This window comes from Streptomyces liliiviolaceus, from assembly GCF_018070025.1.
Lineage (GTDB): Bacteria > Actinomycetota > Actinomycetes > Streptomycetales > Streptomycetaceae > Streptomyces > Streptomyces liliiviolaceus.
This window is the reverse complement of sequence record NZ_JAGPYQ010000001.1, coordinates 508,558-525,830: the sequence shown is the minus strand read 5'-3', so window position 1 is coordinate 525,830 and position 17,273 is coordinate 508,558. Positions and strand designations below refer to the sequence as shown.

Annotated in this window: 15 protein-coding genes and 1 pseudogene; 12 read left to right on the top strand and 4 right to left on the bottom strand. The window is 70.6% G+C overall.

The genetic code is table 11. The features are described from left to right. Positions 1 to 181 precede the first annotated feature (181 nt). Positions 182 to 595, top strand: a complete 414-nt coding sequence (locus J8N05_RS02240; RefSeq protein ID WP_210880804.1) for an ATP-binding protein — start codon at positions 182 to 184, stop codon at positions 593 to 595. 202 nt (positions 596 to 797) lie between these two features. Here J8N05_RS02240 and J8N05_RS02235 read toward each other — a convergent pair whose 3' ends face one another. Then, positions 798 to 1,697: an RNA polymerase sigma factor SigF gene (locus tag J8N05_RS02235; RefSeq protein WP_210880803.1), complete on the bottom strand. Its 900-nt coding sequence runs from the start codon at positions 1,695 to 1,697 to the stop codon at positions 798 to 800. A gap of 251 nt (positions 1,698 to 1,948) precedes the next feature. Here J8N05_RS02235 and J8N05_RS02230 point away from each other — a divergent pair. The 6 genes and pseudogenes from J8N05_RS02230 to J8N05_RS02205 all read left to right on the top strand — a co-directional run. Further along, positions 1,949 to 2,320 (top strand): annotated as a pseudogene (locus tag J8N05_RS02230) (STAS domain-containing protein); the annotation flags it as partial. Positions 2,321 to 2,743: 423 nt separating this feature from the next. Beyond that, positions 2,744 to 3,247 (top strand): ATP-binding protein, encoded by a 504-nt coding sequence (locus J8N05_RS02225; RefSeq protein WP_210880802.1) that lies wholly within the window; start codon positions 2,744 to 2,746, stop codon positions 3,245 to 3,247. A gap of 323 nt (positions 3,248 to 3,570) precedes the next feature. Then, positions 3,571 to 4,278 carry an LPXTG cell wall anchor domain-containing protein gene (locus J8N05_RS02220; protein ID WP_210880801.1) on the top strand — a complete coding sequence of 236 codons (708 nt, stop codon included), beginning with the start codon at positions 3,571 to 3,573 and terminating at the stop codon, positions 4,276 to 4,278. Between the two features lie 37 nt (positions 4,279 to 4,315). Further along, positions 4,316 to 5,275, top strand: a complete 960-nt coding sequence (locus J8N05_RS02215; protein WP_210880800.1) for a COG1470 family protein — start codon at positions 4,316 to 4,318, stop codon at positions 5,273 to 5,275. Then, positions 5,272 to 6,555, top strand: coding sequence for a hypothetical protein (locus tag J8N05_RS02210; protein ID WP_407699880.1), 1,284 nt, complete (start codon positions 5,272 to 5,274; stop codon positions 6,553 to 6,555). Before J8N05_RS02215 ends, J8N05_RS02210 begins: the two co-directional genes overlap by 4 nt. 77 nt (positions 6,556 to 6,632) lie before the next feature. Next, positions 6,633 to 7,925, top strand: a complete 1,293-nt coding sequence (locus J8N05_RS02205) for a hypothetical protein (RefSeq protein WP_210889965.1) — start codon at positions 6,633 to 6,635, stop codon at positions 7,923 to 7,925. Between the two features lie 137 nt (positions 7,926 to 8,062). On the opposite strand, the gene J8N05_RS02200 is transcribed toward J8N05_RS02205, so the two are convergent. Beyond that, a complete protein-coding gene (locus tag J8N05_RS02200) occupies positions 8,063 to 9,565 on the bottom strand; it encodes an oligopeptide:H+ symporter (RefSeq protein WP_210880799.1) in 1,503 nt (500 codons plus the stop codon). A gap of 549 nt (positions 9,566 to 10,114) precedes the next feature. Here J8N05_RS02200 and J8N05_RS02195 point away from each other — a divergent pair. Both J8N05_RS02195 and J8N05_RS02190 read left to right on the top strand, forming a co-directional pair. Continuing rightward, a complete protein-coding gene (locus tag J8N05_RS02195) occupies positions 10,115 to 10,792 on the top strand; it encodes a response regulator transcription factor (protein ID WP_107015675.1) in 678 nt (225 codons plus the stop codon). A gap of 143 nt (positions 10,793 to 10,935) precedes the next feature. Continuing rightward, positions 10,936 to 12,204, top strand: a complete 1,269-nt coding sequence (locus J8N05_RS02190; RefSeq protein WP_210880798.1) for an ATP-binding protein — start codon at positions 10,936 to 10,938, stop codon at positions 12,202 to 12,204. A 144-nt stretch (positions 12,205 to 12,348) separates the two neighbouring features. Here J8N05_RS02190 and J8N05_RS02185 read toward each other — a convergent pair whose 3' ends face one another. Next, positions 12,349 to 12,918, bottom strand: a complete 570-nt coding sequence (locus J8N05_RS02185) for a GtrA family protein (protein ID WP_210889964.1) — start codon at positions 12,916 to 12,918, stop codon at positions 12,349 to 12,351. 193 nt (positions 12,919 to 13,111) lie between these two features. Here J8N05_RS02185 and J8N05_RS02180 point away from each other — a divergent pair, with 193 nt between their 5' ends. The 3 genes from J8N05_RS02180 to J8N05_RS02170 are packed head-to-tail and all read left to right on the top strand — an operon-like array spanning position 13,112 to position 16,004. Beyond that, a complete protein-coding gene (locus J8N05_RS02180) occupies positions 13,112 to 14,272 on the top strand; it encodes a 5-(carboxyamino)imidazole ribonucleotide synthase (protein ID WP_210880797.1) in 1,161 nt (386 codons plus the stop codon). Next, on the top strand, positions 14,269 to 14,802 hold the full coding sequence (gene purE, locus J8N05_RS02175) for a 5-(carboxyamino)imidazole ribonucleotide mutase (protein ID WP_210880796.1): 534 nt from the start codon (positions 14,269 to 14,271) through the stop codon (positions 14,800 to 14,802). The genes J8N05_RS02180 and purE overlap by 4 nt, the downstream gene beginning before the upstream one ends. 14 nt (positions 14,803 to 14,816) lie before the next feature. Continuing rightward, a complete protein-coding gene (locus tag J8N05_RS02170) occupies positions 14,817 to 16,004 on the top strand; it encodes a dipeptidase (RefSeq protein WP_210889963.1) in 1,188 nt (395 codons plus the stop codon). A gap of 13 nt (positions 16,005 to 16,017) precedes the next feature. Here J8N05_RS02170 and J8N05_RS02165 read toward each other — a convergent pair whose 3' ends face one another. Beyond that, positions 16,018 to 17,229, bottom strand: coding sequence for a class I SAM-dependent methyltransferase (locus tag J8N05_RS02165; protein ID WP_247706117.1), 1,212 nt, complete (start codon positions 17,227 to 17,229; stop codon positions 16,018 to 16,020). Positions 17,230 to 17,273: the final 44 nt, after the last annotated feature.

The window sequence follows — 17,273 nt, the reverse complement described above, 5'->3', positions numbered from 1 at the left end:
CTGCGGTGTGCCACGTACGGGTGGCAGGTTACGCAGTCGGTTGCAGCGGCATTAATTAATGCCCTACCTTCGGTGACGTAACGAACACGCTGCGGAAGCGCACCGCTCCGTCCTGCCATGACGGCTGCGGCCCTGCCACCGCCCGTGCATCCACCCCGCCCCCCCCACCTGGAGCTGCCGCATGCCCGAAAACGAGGCTGAACCCTGGGAGTACTCCCTCTCCATCCCCAACGACCCCCGCGGCGTCACGATCTGCCGCCGCACCCTGCGCCTCATCCTCACCATGCACGGGCTGATCCGCCTCGTCGACGTCGCCGAACTCCTCGCGACCGAGTTGGTCGCCAACGCCGTGCTCCACACGAAGGGGCCCGCGACCCTCCGGGTCTGCTGGTCGGTCGGGGTCCTGCGGATCGGAGCGTGGGACACGGACCCCGAACCGCCAGAGCCGCCCGGAGAGTTGACGGCCCTCGCCGACGCCGAGGGCGGCAGAGGCCTTGCCCTGGTCCACGCGTGCTCCGACGCCTGGGGCTGGCACCCCCTGTTCAGACACGGCAACCGAGGCAAGTACGTGTGGTGTGACCTGGCCGCCGTGTAGCCCGTTGACCGGATCGAACGGAAGGGACGTGATGACGGCGATCCAGTACTTCTGGCGACACCCGCTTGCCGAGCAGGTGCGCGAGGAAGGGCGCGAAGAGGGGCGGGTCCAGGAGATGGGTGGGCGGCCCGGTAGCGGAAAGCGCGGGGCCGGGCCGGTCTGTCCGGCTCGGCCCCGCGCGTGTCCTGCTACGGCGAAGGTGTCACTCTTCGACAGTCAGACCCCTTCGCAGACGCACCAGCGTCCGCGACAGCAGTCGCGACACGTGCATCTGCGAGATGCCCAGTTCCTCGCCGATCTCCGACTGAGTCAGATTGGCGACGAAGCGCAGCGACAGGATCTGCCGGTCGCGGTGCGGAAGTTCGGCGATCAGCGGTTTCAGCGACTCCACGTACTCGATGCCTTCGAGCCCGTGGTCCTCGTAACCGATCCGGTCCGCCAGCGCGCCCTCGGAGTCGTCCTCCTCGGGCTGGGCGTCCAGTGAGCTGGCCGTGTAGGCGTTGGACGCCGCCATGCCCTCGACGACCTCGTCGTTCGACAGCCCCAGACGCTCCGCCAGCTCTCCCACCGTCGGAGCGCGGTCCAGTTGCTGTGCGAGTTCGTCGCCCGCCTTGGCCAGGTCGAGGCGGAGCTCCTGCAGCCTTCGCGGTACGCGCACGGACCATGACGTGTCACGGAAGAAGCGCTTGATCTCGCCGACGATGGTCGGCATCGCGAAAGTGGGGAACTCGACGCCGCGGCTGAGTTCGAAGCGGTCGATCGCCTTGATCAGGCCTATCGTGCCGACCTGGATGATGTCTTCCATCGGCTCACTGCGGGAGCGGAACCGGGAGGCGGCGAACTTGACCAGGGCGAGGTTGAGTTCGACCAGAGTGTTGCGGACGTACGAGTACTCGGAGGTGCCTTCCTCCAGCGACTCAAGCCGCTCGAAGAGGGTCTTGGAGAGCGCTCGCGCGTCTACCGGGCCCACCTCCGCGAACGGGGGGATCTCGGGAAGCCCGGCGAGGCCGGCGTTCTCGTCGGCGGACTCTTCTTCCAGTTCGTCCAGAGGGCGTGTCGACGTCGCCCTCTGGGCCTGCGATGCGTCGAGCCGGGGTGACATGATGTCCTCCATCGTTCTCGGCATATGGCTGCCGATGCCAATACGTGCACTGCGGTGTGCGGCGCCTCCAAAGCCGGCCGTGTCGAAAACTGTCTCTACTAGCCCTACCCGCTTTCGTGACTCGCCCGCAAGTGAGTTTTGCGGTGAAATGTCCGATTCTTGGCGGTTGTTCGGGTGTCAGAGTGTGCAGGGAAGGCGTAGGGTTCGAGTGCGTCAACGAACAACCACATCGGTCGGAAGAGAGAGACGGCATGGACCGCGGGACGGTCGGCAGCGCACAGTCGGGCCGGCTTCTGGTCGAGGTGCGAGAAGAGGGCACTAGTGCCGTCGTCACCCCGGCGGGTGAGCTGGATCACCATACGGCGGATCTTCTGCGCGAACCGGTCGAGGACTGCCTCGACCGCGGGTTCGTGCGTCTCGTCGTGGACTGTTCACGGTTGGAGTTCTGCGACTCCACCGGACTGAACGTCCTTCTCGGTGCTCGGCTGCGCGCCGAGGCCGCCGGTGGCGGGGTCCACCTGGCAGGAATGCTGCCGGTGGTGGCCCGGGTCTTCGAGATCACCGGGGCGGAGGCCGTCTTCACCGTGCACGACACGCTGGAAGCGGCATTGGACGACAAGAGCGGGGCAGGTGACTCCGCGGCGGACGGCTCCGCGGTGGACGGTTCCGCGGCGGCGGGCGAGGGCGGCGCCGACCGGCCCGCGGCCGATCGGGGTGACTAGTCGCCCCGAGGTGTCGTCCTGCGGCACAGTTGTGTCCAGGTCGCCCTCGGTGTGATCGACGTGGTCTACGCGGTCGGTGTGATCGACGTGGTCCGCAGGATGGCGGAGTCTCGTCATCCGTACCGAACAAGTGGGTGTTCCGGCGGTTCGGTCGGGCAGGAGACATCCTGAATATGTCAACGGACCGAACGGCAAGTGCGCGGCAGTCCCGGACCACTCCCGGAGCCCGAGTGTCCCGAGCTTTCCGAGTGCGCCGCGTGTGCTGAATGTGCTGAGAACTGAGTCTTGAATCGTGAACTGGTGAATCGGTGAGGTGAAGCGCTGATGAGCACCACCCGGCCTTACTCGCCGGGCGACCGCGGCCCTGAATCGGGCGACGGCGGCGCTTCCGGGGCGTCTCCGGGCGGTACGCCCCCCGGGCGTCATGCCCGCCGGCTGAGCTTCGACGGCGAGAGCGGGGTCGTTCCGCTCGCCCGTGACTTCGCGCGGCAGGCGCTGTACGAGTGGGGGTGGCTGCCCGCGGCCACCGCCGATCGGCGGGCCGCGGCGGAGGATGTGCTGCTGGTCGTCTCCGAACTCGTCACCAACGCGTGCCTGCATGCGGAGGGTCCGGACGAGCTCTGGATCTCCTGCGAGAACAAGGTGCTGCGGATCGAGGTGTCCGACCGTGGGGCCGGTCAGCCCGCGCCGCGGACGCCGCATCGGGCCGGGCGGCCCGGTGGGCACGGGATGTTCATCGTGCAGCGGCTGTGTCTGGACTGGGGTGTGATCCGGGCGGAGGGGGTTGCCGGGAAGACGGTCTGGGCGGAGTTGGGTGCGCCGGCGTAGCCGTTTGCCGTGGCGTTGCCCTTTGTGAGGTGCGGTGCGGTGCCCTGTGGGCCGCGTCGGCTGCGTGTTTTCGGGTGCGGGTCCGGTGGGGGCTGGTCGCGCAGTTCCCCGCGCCCCTGACGGGGCGGTCCTTCGGACCTGCCCCTCCTGGAACGCCCTTCCCGAGTTGACCCCCGGCCCCGTCGCTCACCCCGTGCGCATTGGATCCTCACGGATCCGGTGCGCATTTTGTCTTCCCTCGGCAAGGGGCCGGGCGTACCTTGACGGCCGATCTGATGTTCCGTCAGGAACCGTGTCAGGAACGCCTTCGGGAATGAGGGACCGTGTCATACCGGACGTACCAGAAACGAACCGCAGCGCTCGCGTCCGCCGCGGCCCTGGCCGGCTCGGCGGTGCTGATGGCCGCCCCCGCAGCCCGGGCCGACGTGGTGGACGTCAACTACCAGTGCAAAACCCCTATCGGTGACAAGTCGGCCGTCTCGCCCATCGACATCAAGAGTGTCAAGAGCGGCAGCGGCTACCGGCTCACGATGACCTTCGAGAAGGGCGTCTCGTCCAGCCCCGTAGAACTGGGCAAGGGCGCGATGAACCCGAGCGCGGTCATCAAACTCGGCGGCGCCGACAGCGGCACCGTGGCGGTCAAGGGCCCGCCGAACCCGGCCGCGATCCCCGCCAACACCCCCATCAAGATCACCGATCTGACCGGCACGTACACCCCGAAGGGCAGCGGCAAGGTCACCTTCACCGCGGGCGTGCTGACCATCAAGGCCCTCGGTACGACGACCACGTGCACGCCCGGCAACAGCCCGAAGCCCTCGCTGACCCTGACCGTCGCGGCGGCGGGCGGCGGCTCCACGGGCGGCTCGGGCACCACCGGCTCCTCGCAGGACGCCCCGGCCGGCGGTGAGGACCTGCCGCAGACCGGTCCCGAGGACTCCGCGATCGCCCTCGGCACACTCGGCGGCACCGTCCTGCTGGCGGGCGCGGCCGGCGTGCTGTGGCTGACCCGGCGCCACCAGGCCCGCGGCTGAACCGCCCCGCACCAGCCCTTCTGCTACGGAGCCGCCGATGCCGTTCGCCGTCCGTGCCCTCTGCCTCGCCTCCGTGACCGTGCTCGGCGTCGCCCCGGTCTCCGTGGCCGACGACGACTGGTCCGTCGTGCCCTCGGCGGGCGGGATCCAGGACGGCCGGCCGTACTTCTACGCCGAGGGCGCGCCCGGCACGGTCCTCCAGGACACCGTGTCGGTGCGCAACCCCGGCGGAGAACCCCTGACGGTACGGCTCCGGGGCGCCGACGCCGACAACGACCGCGACGGAACGCCCTCCGTACGGGCGCGGGCCAAGGACACCGGCGCCTGGATCACCTTCGCCGAACGGACGGTACGGATTCCCGCGCGCACCCGCGCCGAGGTGCCCTTCACCGTGAGCGTCCCCGCGGACACCGCGCCCGGCGACCACCCCGGCGCGATCCTCGCGAGCGCCGGGGGCCGGACCGCGGCCGTACGGGTCCATCTGCGCGTCGGCGGCCCGACCCTCTCGGCGCTCACGGTCGAGCACGTGCGGATCCACGACGGCCGGATCTCCTACGAACTGGTCAACCGCGGCACCACCGTGCTGACCCCGAAGCTCGGCGTACGCGCCGAGGGGCTGTTCGGCGCGGTGCTCGACAGGGCCCCGCGCACCCTGCCCGTCGAACTGCTCCCCGGCCGCCGCGTCCGGCTCGACGAACCCTGGCCCGACCCGCCCGCCCTCGACGGCGTCGACGTCGAGCTGACGGTCACGGCGGAGGGCGGGGCCCGTGCCGAGGGCGCCGCGGAGGCGTGGTTCGTACCGAAGGCGGGGGTGGTCGCGGGCGCGGCGGCCGGGCTCGCGGTGTGTACGGGCGGCGCCCTGTGGCTCGTACGACGGGTGCGGCGGGTGTGGCGCGTACGGCGTCCGGGGCAGTCGGGGCAGCCGGGGCGGCCTGGGCCGGTCGTGGCCGCCGGGGAGCCGCGTACGGAAGTCGAGTCGACGGGAGCGGTGATGTGAGCGGCACGGCTGAAGGGGTGAGTCGGTGGCGGGCGGCCGTGGCTGCGGTGGTCGTGGCGCTCGCGCTCGTGCTGTTCCCGCTGGTGGGAGGTGCTGCCTCGGCGGCGGAGAAACCGCAGGTGAAGCTCTCCAAGTCGCAGGCGGGGACGGGCGGTTCCCTCACGGTGAGCGGCAGTGGCTGGCGGGCGAACGCCCTGCTGATGATGCTCATCTGCGGTCGGTCCTCGACCGACCGGGGCGTGATCGGCGGGACCAACTCCTGCGCCAACGCGGACGGACGTGCCGTCACCACCGACGCGAAGGGCCGGTTCAGCAAGAAACTGCCGGTCACCGAACCTCCCGTACCGTGCCCCTGCGTGGTCCATGTCGCGACCGTCACCGGCGCGAAGGCGGAGGCCGACGCCCCCTTCCTGGTCGCGGGACACGAGGTCGAGCCGCTGCCCAAGGAGGACACCGCGGGGCGGCTCTCGGTGCTCACCGACACCCGGCTCGACGGGTCGAGCGGTCTGCTCACCTGGTTCGGCGCGCCGCCGTCCCGCAAGCTCGACTTCACCGTCGGCAACGTCGGCACCACCGCCGTGAAGAACCCGGTGTTCCAGGTCGGCACCTCGCACGGCGTGTTCGCCCCGCAGTGGGAGGAACACCAGTGGCGCGGCACCATCGGCCCCGGCAAGAAGGCACGGATCTCCCTGCCGGTGGAGCTGACGGCCGGTGCGCACGGCGACTACACGGTCTCCCTGAAGTTCGGCGGCAAGGTGCTCGCCGAGCAGCCGTGGGGCGTGGGCCGCCCCTGGGGCGTGACTCTCTTCTGGATCCTGGTCTGCGTCGTCGTACCGGCCGCGCTGTTCCGGACCGGGATGGCCGTGGTGGACCGGGTACGGCCGAGCGGGCCCAACCAGCGCGCCGGACGCTTCGGGAGCGGCCGGGGCGGCCGGGACAGCAGAGGCGGACGGAGTGTGCGGCCCGGTCGGGGCGCGCACGGCGTGCGGCGCGGGGGGCTGCGGCTGCCCGAAGTCACCCTGCGGATGCCGAAGTTGCGTCCTTCGCCCGCCTCCAGGGACTCCGCCGACGACCACGACCCGGCCGGATCCGGCTCAGACCTCGGTCCCGGTTCCGGCCTCGGTTCCGGTTCCGGCACAGGTACGCGTACGGGGGCCCGTACGCAGTCCGCTCTGCCCTGGTTCACCCCGGACACCGATCCCGGGGCCGCCGAGGCCGACCAGCTCTCCGCACCGCACGAGAACACCCCGACGACCCCCACCAGGAAGGGAAACACGTGAGTACGCAACGGAGAGTCCGGCCGAGACCGACGAAGTCCGGAGGCGGCCGGCGAGCGAGTGCGGCCGGAGTCGCGATGATGCTCGGCGGTGCGGGAGTCCTGCTGGGGGTGGCGGCGGCGCCCGCCCAGGCCGCCGAGGTGTCCTACGCGACCGACTGCGTACCCCCTCCGGTCTCCGGGCTGCCGACGGTCAAGGGCACCACCAAGGTCGAGGTCAGCGCGCCCGCCACCGCGAAGGTCGGCGACGAGGTCGACGTGGTGTGGAAGTTCACGCAGGCCGCGTCCAAGAACCCCGACCTCATCGACCTGCCCGCCGACTCGGTGCAGCCGTCCGGCACCCTCAAGGCGGCCGGTGCGCAGACCGCGTCCGTCGCGATGCAGGGGGCGCGCGAGAACCCGGCGATCCCCAAGGGCGGGGCGATGATCCTGTCCGACATGAAGGGCAAACTGAAACTGACGGCGGCCGGCGAGGTGACGCTGACACCGGACGCGTACGCCATCAACGTCATGTCCACGGACACCAAGTGCGCGCCCACGGAGACGGTGCAGCCCGCCGCGACGATCAAGGTCACCGCGGGGGACGGGGACCCGCCTCCCGAGTCGCCCGATCCGACGAGTCCGACACCCACGCCGCCGGGGGACACGACCGGAGGCGACACCGGGGGTGACACCGGTGGTGACGCCGGGGGCGGTGACACGGGCGGCAGCACCGGCGGTGGTGAGGAACAGACCGACTTCACCGGCAAGGCCGTCGACATCCCCTACGCGTGCAAGACACCGATCGGGGACAAGAACGCGACCTCGCCCGTGCAGATCAACGCCAAGAAGAACGGCGGGAGTTACGACCTCACCGTCCAGTTCAAGGGGTCCGTGATGGACAGCCCCGCCGACATCCCGGCCGACTCCGTCAAGCCGTCCATGGAGGTCGTGCTGGGCGGCGCCGACAAGGGCACGGTGGCGGTCGAGGGGCCGACCAACGCCGAGGCCATCAAGTCCGGGGATCCCATGGTGATCTCCGACATGACCGGTACGTACAAGCCGGGCGCGGACGGGGAGTCGACGCTGTCGCCGGGCGTGCTGACGGTGAAGGCGCTCGGGACGACGACCACGTGCACGCCTACGAAGACCGCGGTGTCCTTGACGTTGGACACGTCCGCGCAGCCTGGTGGGGCGGCCGGGGGGAGTGGCTCCGCCGGGGGCAGTGCGTCTGGATCCGGGTCCGGGGGGAGTGCCTCTGGTTCCGGGGGTGGGCTCGCTGACACCGGTAGCGATGACGGTGGGGGGTTGCGGGCGCTCGGGCTTGTGGCGGGGACGGCGGTGCTGCTGGGTGGCGCCGTGTTCACCTTTATGCCCCGGGGGCGGCGGGGGTGAGGTGCGTGGGTCGGCTGCGGGTCCGCTGTGGCTGGCCGCGCAGTTCCCCGCGCCCCTAAAAGATTGCGCCGTTCCCCGCGCCCCCAGATATCTGGGGGCGCGGGGAACGGCGCAATCTTTCGTCTTTGGCGGAGCGGCTAGTTCACGTTGCCCATCAAGGACTTGACCTTGTTGCGGTACATGAAGATCGCCGCGCCCGCGACCACCGCGAGCGTGGCCTCCAGGGCCACGATCCCCATGCCGTTCAGGTCGACGCCCGCGATGGACAGCAGCGCGGTCGTCGCGTCGCCGGCCGTGACGGCCAGGAACCAGACGCCCATCATCTGGGAGGCGTACTTCGCGGGGGCCATCTTCGTGGTGACGGAGAGGCCGACCGGGGAGAGGGCCAGTTCACCGACGGTCTGGACGAAGTAGATGGCGACCAGCCACAGCGCGGCGGCCTTGTGACCGCCCTCGGCGATCGACAGCGGGGCCAGGAAGAGGAAGAACGAGGCACCGACCAGGACCAGACCGGACGCGAACTTCACGATCGTGCTCGGCTCGCGGCCGGCCCGGTTCAGCGCCAGCCACGCCCAGGCGAAGACCGGGGCGAGCGCCATGATCATGACCGGGTTGACCGACTGGTACCAGGACACCGGGAAGGTCCAGCCGAAGACGCTGTTCTCGGCCGACGACTCGGCGAAGATCGACAGCGTGGAGCCGCCCTGGTCGTAGATCATCCAGAAGACGGCCGCGGCGACGAAGAACCAGATGTACGCCGACATCCGCGACTGCTCGACCTGGTCCAGCGACTTGTCGCGCTTGATCCTGGCGATCACCCAGACCGGGATGATCAGGCCGATCAGAGCGAGCGGGACCATGATCCAGTTCAGCGTGTAGTGGCCGGAGAGGCCGACGGCGGCGTAGAAGACCGCGGCGACGGCCAGCCACAGCAGACCCTTGCGTAGGGTCGAGGACTTCTCCTCGGCGGACATCGGCGTCGGGACGACGTCGGAACGCGCGTCGAGGTGGCGGCGGCCCATCAGGAACTGCGCCAGGCCCAGCGCCATGCCGAGCGCGGCGAGCGCGAAGCCCAGGTGCCAGTTCACCTTCTCGCCGACGGTGCCGATCACCAGCGGGGCGGCGAAGGCGCCCAGGTTGATGCCGATGTAGAAGACGGTGAAGCCGCCGTCGCGGCGCGGGTCGTCCGGGCCCTTGTAGAGGTGGCCGACCATCGTCGAGATGTTGGCCTTCAGCAGACCCGAGCCGATCGCGACCAGACCGAGGCCCGCGAAGAAGGTGCCGGACGAGGGCAGGGCCAGCGTCAGATGGCCCAGCATGATGACCAGTCCCGCGACGGCGACGGTCTTGCGGGGGCCGAGCACGCGGTCCGCGAACCAGCCGCCGGGGAGGGCGAGCAGGTACACGAGCGACAGGTACACCGAGTAGATCGCGGTCGCGGTGGTCGCGCTCATGTGCAGGCCGCCGGGGGCGACCAGATAGAGCGGGAGCAGGGCCCGCATGCCGTAGTAGGAGAACCTCTCCCACATCTCGGTCATGAAGAGTGTGGCCAGTCCGCGGGGGTGGCCGAAGAAGGTCTGCTCGTATCCGGAACCGGGGGTGCCCGGAGAGGCCGAGTCCTTCGTCAGGCTGGACGCCATGGTCGATCCTTGCTGGTCGGGACGCGCCGCCGGGGCGGACTTCGCCGGAGCGGAGGCCGCTTGGGCGGAATGGGGTTGCGCGCCCGGTGGGGGAGGCGGCCGGCACCGGCGGGTCCGCCGTCCCGCCCCACGCCCACGGGGAGTCCGCCACGTCCTCGGTCGACGAGGTCGCGGCGGTGGACGACGACCACCGGGATCCACGCCCGTCGCGCGTTCTCACGCGCCGGGCCCGGCCACAGGTCATTCCTTTCAAGGCTGGTAGACACCAGCCCGCACACAAAAGAGACCTTCAGCGTGAAGCTTCCGCCGAAGGTCCCTGTGTGCTGCTACAGGCGTCTGGTCACCATAAGGCCCCACGTCCCAGCAATGCCGCATATGGCATGACTTGAGAGATGGATCACAGGTTCGGATGGAACCATGCGACCGAATCGAAGGCCGTTCACAGGTTTACATCCTGAACCCCAGGGTCGCACGGTCCGTGGGGGTCCTGACCGACACAGATGTCGATCACCCTCACTGCGCCGCTCCGTTGCGGACTACCATCAGTTCATGACCCGAGTACTGCTCGCCGAGGACGACGCGTCCATCTCGGAACCCCTGGCTCGCGCCCTGCGCCGAGAGGGGTACGAGGTTGAGGTACGCGAGGACGGACCCACCGCGCTCGACGCGGGCATCCAGGGCGGTATCGATCTGGTCGTGCTCGACCTCGGGCTGCCCGGTATGGACGGACTGGAGGTCGCCCGGCGGCTGCGCGCCGAGGGGATGACCGTGCCGGTCCTCATCCTGACCGCGCGCGCCGACGAGGTGGACACCGTCGTTGGCCTGGACGCGGGCGCCGACGACTACGTGACCAAGCCCTTCCGTCTCGCCGAACTGCTGGCCCGCGTACGGGCCCTGCTGCGGCGCGGCGCGGCCGAGCCCCAGCAGCCGCCCGCCACGCACGGGGTGCGGATCGACGTCGAGTCGCACCGGGCGTGGATGGGCGACGAGGAGCTGCAGCTGACGGCGAAGGAGTTCGACCTGCTCCGGGTGCTCGTCAGGGACGCCGGCCGGGTCGTCACGCGCGACCAGCTGATGCGCGAGGTCTGGGACACCACGTGGTGGTCGTCCACCAAGACGCTCGACATGCACATCTCCTGGCTGCGGAAGAAGCTGGGTGACGACGCGGCCAATCCGCGGTACATCGCGACGGTACGAGGAGTGGGCTTCCGCTTCGAGAAGAGCTAGCCCGTTGCTGTCGGCCGCGCCCCCTCGCCGTCGTGTCGTCGGTGGGTGCGCGGCAGCGGGCCGTGCGTGGCTGGTCGCGCAGTTCCCCGCGCCCCTGACGGGGCGCGGGTCCAGCCCGGATCATCAGTTGCCCGGAGGGACCTGTGCGTCGCCGTCTCATCAATTCCACGCTGGCCGTCGTGCTGGTGGTGATCGCCGTGTTCGGGGTCTCGCTCGTCATCGTCGAGACCCGCACGATCAGCAACAGCGCCCAGGAACGGGTGGACTCCGAGGCGGTACGGCTGGTCAGCATCGTCGACAGCCGCATCCTCGGCGACGAGCAGGTCAACGCCCGGGTCCTCAAGGACCAGGTGACGGGCGACCGGTACGCGCGCATCGAGATCCCGGGCCGCGACAGCATCCACATCGGCACACCGCCCACCGGTGACGTCATCACCTCCACCCGCGCGGGCGAGGAGGGCGAGACCGTCACGGTCGAGGAGGCGCGCTCGGCGGTCACCCGTGAGGTCGGCCGCACGCTGCTGATCATCGCCGCGGTGGCCCTGCTCGCGGTGATCGCCGCCGTCCTCCTCGCGGTGCGCCAGGCCAACCGGCTCACCTCCCCGCTGACCGACCTCGCGGAGACCGCGGAACGGCTCGGCTCGGGGGACCCGCGCCCGCGCCACAAGCGGTACGGGGTGCCGGAGCTGGACCGGGTCGCCGATGTGCTGGACGGCTCGGCCGAGCGCATCGCCCGCATGCTGACGGCCGAGCGGCGCCTCGCGGCCGACGCCTCGCACCAGCTGCGTACGCCGCTGACCGCGCTGTCCATGCGGCTGGAGGAGATCACCCTCACCGACGACCCGAGCACGGTCAAGGAGGAGGCGACCATCGCGCTGGCGCAGGTCGAGCGGCTCACCGACGTGGTGGAGCGGCTGCTGACCAACGCGCGCGACCCGCGTACGGGCTCCGCCGTCACGTTCGACCTCGACGAGGTCATCAAGCAGCAGCTCGCCGAGTGGCGCCCCGCCTACCGCAACGCGGGCCGCGCGATCGTCAGCTCGGGCAAGCACCATCTGCAGGCCGTCGGGACGCCGGGGGCCGTGGCCCAGGTGCTGGCCGCGCTGATCGAGAACTCGCTGATGCACGGCGGCGGTACGGTCGCGCTGCGGACGCGGGTCACCGGCAACCAGGCCGTGATCGAGGTCACCGACGAGGGGGCGGGGGTGCCGGCCGACCTGGGGGCGCGGATCTTCGAGCGGGCGATCAGTGGGCGCAACTCCACGGGGATCGGGCTCGCCGTCGCGCGTGACCTCGCGGAGGCGGACGGGGGGCGGCTGGAGATGCTTCAGGCTCAGCCGCCGGTGTTCGGGTTGTTCTTGTCCCGTACGCCGCTGAAGAGGCGGGACGGGGACCAGCCCACTGTGCGGTAGCGCGTAGCGCTCCGCCAGGCGCTCCGCTGGGGGCGTTGTGCGTTGTGGGTGTCTGCGGCGCCGTCTGGGCTGGTCGCGCCGTTCCCCGCGCCCCTAAAGGCCAAAGACAAAAGATTGCGCCGTTCCCCGCGCCCCTTGAAGGGCTCAGCGGACCCGTTGGACCTGGCGGACGGGCTGGGGCGGGCGGTCTTCTTCCAGATACGGGGTCGGGTTCTCCAGGAACGATTCCGCGTCGGTCACCGGGTCGTGGGACGGGGCGACGCGGAAGACCCACGTGCGGTAGGACCAGAAGCGGAAGAGGGTCGCGATGCCGATGCCGACGAACTTGAAGACGTTGCTCGCCAGCGGGCTGTCGAAGCCCAGGCCGTACGTCGCGGCGAAGAGGAACCCGTTCTCGATGACGAGCCCGACCGCGCTGAACAGTACGAACAGCGTCAGTTCCTTGGTACGGCCACTTTTGTCGCGATCGCGATACGTGAAGTAGCGGAAACCGATGTAGTTCGAGACGATGGCGACGACCGTGGCGATCACACTGGCCCGCACGACCTGCAGGTCGGTCGTGTGACGCACCAGGTTGAATACGATCAGATTGACGAGGAGACCGGCTCCGCCGACCGCGCCGAACTTGGCGATCTCCCTGGTCAGGCGCTCGATCCGAAGGCGAACAGCGCTGGTCTGCCTGGCATGAGCCCCGCGTTTACCAGCTGTGCCCATGGTGTCGCCCAGCCCCCGTCTCGTCGGATACGTCATTTTCGTCAACCTTCGTCGACTCCGCCATGCTAACCAGCGGTTCCCTCGGGTGCCCGGCCCGGACTCGAAGATGTGGCCGGGATGTGATGAACCCGCACAATGTCCGATGATCGTGCTCCCGACAGGGGTGGCTCGAAACGGCCGATACCCTGGGGGTGTGACGTTCCCGGTAGTCGGCATGGTCGGCGGCGGTCAGCTCGCTCGTATGACGCACGAGGCTGGCATCCCGCTCGGCATCAGGTTCAAGCTCCTCAGTGACACCCCCCAGGACTCTGCGGCGCAGGTGGTCAGCGAAGTCGTCGTCGGCGACTATCGCGACCTCGGCACGCTGCGGGCCTTCGCGCGGGGCTGCGACGTGATCACTTTCGATCACGAACACGTACCCACCGAGCATCTGCGGGCACTGGAGGCGGACGGCATCCCCGTGCGCCCCGGCCCCGACGCGCTCGTGCACGCCCAGGACAAGGGCGTGATGCGCGCGAAGCTCGTCGAGATCGGGGTGCCGTGCCCACGGCACCGGATCGTGAGCGATCCGGCCGACGTGGCCGCGTTCGCGGCGGAAGGGCTCCCGGAGGGGGCCGAGGGGGACGGCTTCCCCGTCGTCCTCAAGACCGTCCGCGGCGGCTACGACGGCAAGGGCGTGTGGGTCGTGCGGTCCGCGGCCGACGCCGAGGACCCCTTCCGGGCCGGCGTCCCGGTCCTCGCCGAGGAGAAGGTCGACTTCGCCCGCGAGCTGGCCGCCAACGTCGTACGGTCGCCGCACGGCCAGGCCGTGGCGTACCCGGTGGTCGAGTCCCAGCAGGTCGACGGGGTCTGCGACACGGTGATCGCGCCCGCGCCCGGCATCTCCGAGGAGCTGGCGCTGAAGGCCGAGGAACTGGCCCTGCGCATCGCGAAGGACCTCGGCGTCGTCGGCCACCTCGCCGTCGAGCTGTTCGAGACCCGTGACGGCCGCATCCTCGTCAACGAACTGGCCATGCGCCCGCACAACTCCGGCCACTGGACCCAGGACGGCGCGATCACCTCCCAGTTCGCCAACCACGTCCGCGCGGTCCTGGACCTGCCCCTTGGCGACCCGCGCCCGCGCGCGAAGTGGACGGTCATGGTGAACGTCCTGGGGGGCGACTACCCCGACATGTACTCCGCGTACCTGCACTGCATGGCGCGCGACCCCCAGCTCAAGATCCACATGTACGGAAAGGACGTGAAGCCCGGCCGCAAGGTGGGCCACGTCAACACCTACGGCGACGACCTCGACGACGTGCTGGAGCGCGCCCGTCACGCAGCCGGCTACCTCAGAGGAACGATCACCGAATGAGCCCTGTCGTAGGCATTGTCATGGGGTCGGACTCCGACTGGCCCGTCATGGAGGCCGCCGCGAAGGCCCTCGACGAGTTCGAGATCGCGTACGAGGTCGACGTGGTCTCCGCCCACCGGATGCCGCGCGAGATGATCGCGTACGGCGAGGAGGCGGCCGGCCGCGGCCTGAAAGCGATCATCGCCGGCGCGGGCGGCGCGGCCCATCTGCCCGGCATGCTCGCCTCGGTCAGCCCGCTGCCCGTGATCGGCGTACCGGTCCCGCTGAAGTACCTCGACGGCATGGACTCGCTGCTGTCGATCGTCCAGATGCCCGCCGGTGTCCCGGTCGCCACGGTCTCGGTGGGCGGCGCGCGCAACGCGGGCCTGCTCGCCGCCCGCATCCTGGCCACGCACGACGAGGAACTCCTCGCCAGGATGCGCGACTTCCAGCAGGAGCTGAACGACCAGGCCACAGAGAAGGGCAAGCGGCTGCGCTCCAAGGTCGACAGCGGCGCGGGCTCGGGCAGCGGCTTCGGCTTCGGAAAGTGACGGACGTGACCACCATGCCTTCTCTGCCTTCTCTGGAGGACGCCCGCGCGTTCCTCGCCGACTTCCCCGTGGTCGACGGCCACAACGACCTTCCCTGGGCGCTGCGCGAGCAGGTCCGCTACGACATCGGCGCCCGCGACATCGCCGCCGACCAGAGCGCGCACCTGCACACCGACCTGGCGCGGCTGCGCGCGGGCGGCGTCGGCGCGCAGTACTGGTCGGTCTACGTGCGCTCGGACCTGCCCGGCGCGGTCACGGCGACCCTCGAACAGATCGACTGCGTACGGCAGCTGATCGAGCGCTACCCCGCCGATCTGCGCGCCGCCCTGACCGCCGCCGACATGGAGGCGGCGCGCGCCGAGGGCCGGATCGCCTCGCTGATGGGCGCCGAGGGCGGCCACTCGATCGACAACTCCCTCGCCACGCTGCGCGGCCTGTTCGAGCTGGGGGTCCGCTACATGACCCTCACCCACAACGACAACATCGCGTGGGCGGACTCGGCGACCGACGAGCCGGTCGTCGGCGGCCTGTCGCCGTTCGGCCACGAGGTCGTCCGCGAGATGAACCGCCTGGGCATGCTGGTGGACCTCTCCCATGTGGCCGCCACGACCATGCGGGACGCGCTGGACACCTCCACCGCGCCGGTGATCTTCTCCCACTCGTCCTCGCGCGCGATCTGCGACCATCCGCGCAACATCCCGGACGACGTGCTGGAGCGGCTGCCCGCCAACGGCGGTGTGGCGATGGTGACGTTCGTGCCGAAGTTCGTCCTCCAGGCCGCCGTCGACTGGACGGAGGCCGCGGACGAGAACATGCGCGAGAAGGGCTTCCACCACCTCGACTCGACCGCCGAGGCGATGAAGGTCCACCAGGCCTTCGAGGAGTCCCACCCCCGCCCGGTCGCGACCGTCCCGACGGTCGCCGACCACCTCGACCACATGCGTGAGGTGGCGGGCGTCGACCACCTCGGCATCGGCGGCGACTACGACGGCACGGCGTTCACCCCCGATGGCCTCGGCGACGTCTCCGGCTACCCGAACCTGATCGCGGAGCTCCTGGACCGCGGCTGGTCGAAGCCGGACCTCGCCAAGCTGACCTGGCAGAACTCGGTACGGGTGCTGTCCGCCGCCGAGGACGTGGCGCGCGACGAGCAGTCCCGCAGGGGCCCGTCGAACGCGACGCTGGAGCAGCTGGACGGCTAGGGCCCGTCCGGTCCTAGTCGCCGGGTGCGGTGACGGGGTGCCCCAGGAGCATGGCCGGGGCGCCCTGCACCCGCGTCAGGAACACGGTCGCGGAGTGCGGCCCCTGCGGCTTCACCTTGCGCCGCAGCTCCTCCGGCTCGACCGCAGAGCCGCGCTTCTTCACGGTCAGGATGCCCACCTCGCGCTGCCGCAGCAGCGCCTTGAGCTTCTTGACGCCGAAGGGGAGCCGGTCGGTGATCTCGTAGGCGGTCGCGTACGGGGTGGCCGTCACGGAGTCCGCGGTGACGTAGGCGATGGTCTCGTCGACCAGCCCTCCGCCGTCCAGATCCGCGGCCACCTCGGCGACCAGGTGCGCGCGGATGACGGCGCCGTCGGGCTCGTACAGGAAACGTCCCACGGGCCGTACCGCGGGATCGGGCAGTCCGCGGCCGACGAGGGTGCGCGGGCCGGGCAGCAGGGTCGCGCGGACCGAGCCCGCCTGCCCGGTGCCGAACCACAGCACGGCCTCCTTCACGTCCCCGGCGTCCGAGATCCACTCCGCCCCGGCCTCGGCGGGGACGGCCTCGTGCGGAATGCCCGGGGCGATCTTCAGCGCGGCGAGAGGCGCCTTGAGGGCCGCCTGGACGGCCCACGACAGCGGCGGTGAGTACGCCTCGGGGTCGAAGATCCGCCCGCGCCCGCCCCGGCGCCCCGGATCCACGAACACGGCGTCGTACCCGGCCGTGTCGACCTCGGTGACATCGGCCTCGCGCACCTCGATCAGCTCCGCCAGCCCGAGCGCCTCGGCGTTCGCGCGGGCCACGGCCGCGGTCAGCGGGTCCCGGTCGACGGCGAGGACCCGGATCCCGGCGCGGGCGAGCGCGATCGCGTCACCGCCGATGCCGCAGCACAGGTCGGCCACGGACCGCACCCCGAGGTCCCTGAACCGCGCGGCACGGTACGCGGCGACGCTCGCCCGGGTCGACTGCTCGACCCCGTTCGGCGTGAAGAACATCTGAGCCGCGTCCGCCGCCCCGAACTTCGCGACGGCCCGCTGCCGCAGCCGCGCCTGCCCGAGCGCGGCCGACACGAGCCCGACGGGATGCCCACGCCGCAGCCGCGTCGCCACGGCCAGTTCCTGGGCCGGTTCGGTACCGCGCACCTCGTCCAGCAGGGCACGCCCCTCGGACGTGCGCAGAGCGGCGAAGGAGGCGAGCGGGGAGTCGGGCGGATCGAGGTCGTTCACCGCCCCATTGTGGGCCAGTCGGTGGACGGCACGCGCGCGACGGC

What these genes read in the sequence shown, in the direction of transcription:
- J8N05_RS02240 (WP_210880804.1), top strand. Translation starts at nt 182, where the DNA reads ATGCCCGAAAACGAGGCTGAACCCTGGGAGTACTCCCTCTCCATCCCC.
- J8N05_RS02235 (WP_210880803.1), bottom strand. Translation starts at nt 1,697, where the DNA reads ATGTCACCCCGGCTCGACGCATCGCAGGCCCAGAGGGCGACGTCGACA.
- J8N05_RS02225 (WP_210880802.1), top strand. Translation starts at nt 2,744, where the DNA reads ATGAGCACCACCCGGCCTTACTCGCCGGGCGACCGCGGCCCTGAATCG.
- J8N05_RS02215 (WP_210880800.1), top strand. Translation starts at nt 4,316, where the DNA reads ATGCCGTTCGCCGTCCGTGCCCTCTGCCTCGCCTCCGTGACCGTGCTC.
- J8N05_RS02205 (WP_210889965.1), top strand. Translation starts at nt 6,633, where the DNA reads ATGCTCGGCGGTGCGGGAGTCCTGCTGGGGGTGGCGGCGGCGCCCGCC.
- J8N05_RS02200 (WP_210880799.1), bottom strand. Translation starts at nt 9,565, where the DNA reads ATGGCGTCCAGCCTGACGAAGGACTCGGCCTCTCCGGGCACCCCCGGT.
- J8N05_RS02195 (WP_107015675.1), top strand. Translation starts at nt 10,115, where the DNA reads ATGACCCGAGTACTGCTCGCCGAGGACGACGCGTCCATCTCGGAACCC.
- J8N05_RS02185 (WP_210889964.1), bottom strand. Translation starts at nt 12,918, where the DNA reads ATGGGCACAGCTGGTAAACGCGGGGCTCATGCCAGGCAGACCAGCGCT.
- purE (WP_210880796.1), top strand. Translation starts at nt 14,269, where the DNA reads ATGAGCCCTGTCGTAGGCATTGTCATGGGGTCGGACTCCGACTGGCCC.
- J8N05_RS02170 (WP_210889963.1), top strand. Translation starts at nt 14,817, where the DNA reads ATGCCTTCTCTGCCTTCTCTGGAGGACGCCCGCGCGTTCCTCGCCGAC.